Origin of the sequence: Novosphingobium endophyticum (assembly GCF_014640675.1) — a bacterium.
Classification (GTDB): Bacteria; Pseudomonadota; Alphaproteobacteria; order Sphingomonadales; family Sphingomonadaceae; genus Novosphingobium; species Novosphingobium endophyticum.
In genome coordinates this window covers 1-925 of the sequence record NZ_BMHK01000099.1, presented here as the reverse complement: position 1 = coordinate 925, position 925 = coordinate 1, and the positions used below count along the sequence as shown (strand labels likewise).

General features: G+C 60.6%; 1 pseudogene. It reads left to right on the top strand.

Annotated features, from left to right (window positions below):
• Positions 1-908, top strand: a pseudogene (locus IEX32_RS20875) (IS630 family transposase); the annotation flags it as partial.
• Positions 909-925: the final 17 nt, after the last annotated feature.

The window sequence follows — 925 nt, the reverse complement described above, 5'->3', positions numbered from 1 at the left end:
GGCGTGACGCTGCAGATTGTGCGCGACTGGGTCCTACGCTTCAACGAAGGCGGTCCTGATGGTCTGGCGACACGCAAGGCTCCTGGCCGGTCCTCTATCCTGAACGACGAGCAGCGTGCGCGGCTCGCCGAGATTGTCGAGGCTGGGCCGATCCCAGCAGCACATGGCGTGGTGCGCTGGCGGCTATGCGACCTGGTCCTGTGGATCTATGATGAGTTCCAGCTGTCGGTCACCCGACATACACTTGGACGGGAGCTTCGCGCGATGGGCTACCGCAAGCTTTCGGCGCGGCCCCGGCACCGTGGCCAGAACGCCGACGATATTGCCGTTTTTAAAAAGAGTTCGCTGCCCGTCTGGCGCAAATCACCAAGCGGCTTCCGAAAGGAACCGCGGTAGAGTTGTGGTGGGCAGACGAAGCCCGCGTCGGTCAACAGACCAAACTCACCCGGCGCTGGGCGAAGCGCGGCACGAGGCCATCAGCACCAAAGGATCAGCGACGATCTTCCGCATGGATTTTCGGTGCGATCTGCCCCGCTGAAGGCAAGGCTGCCGGTATCGTCATGCCCAGATGCAACAGCGAGGCGATGAGCATGCATCTTGAGGAAATCGCCTTCCATGTCGCACCGGGCGCTCACGCAGTGCTGCTGCTCGATCAAGCCGGATGGCACGGCTCTGCCGAACTGGTCATTCCGCCGAACATCACGCTGATGCCGCTTCCGCCAAGATGCCCCGAGTTGAACCCCGTTGAAAACGTGTGGCAGTTCATGCGCGATAACTGGCTGTCGAACCGCATCTTCAAATCCTACGACGATATCGTCGACCACTGCTGCTACGCTTGGAACAAGCTCGTCGATCAGCCATGGCGCATCATGTCCCTCGGTCTGCGCCAATGGGCCCATGGGTCATGATCATTGCACATTGGTAT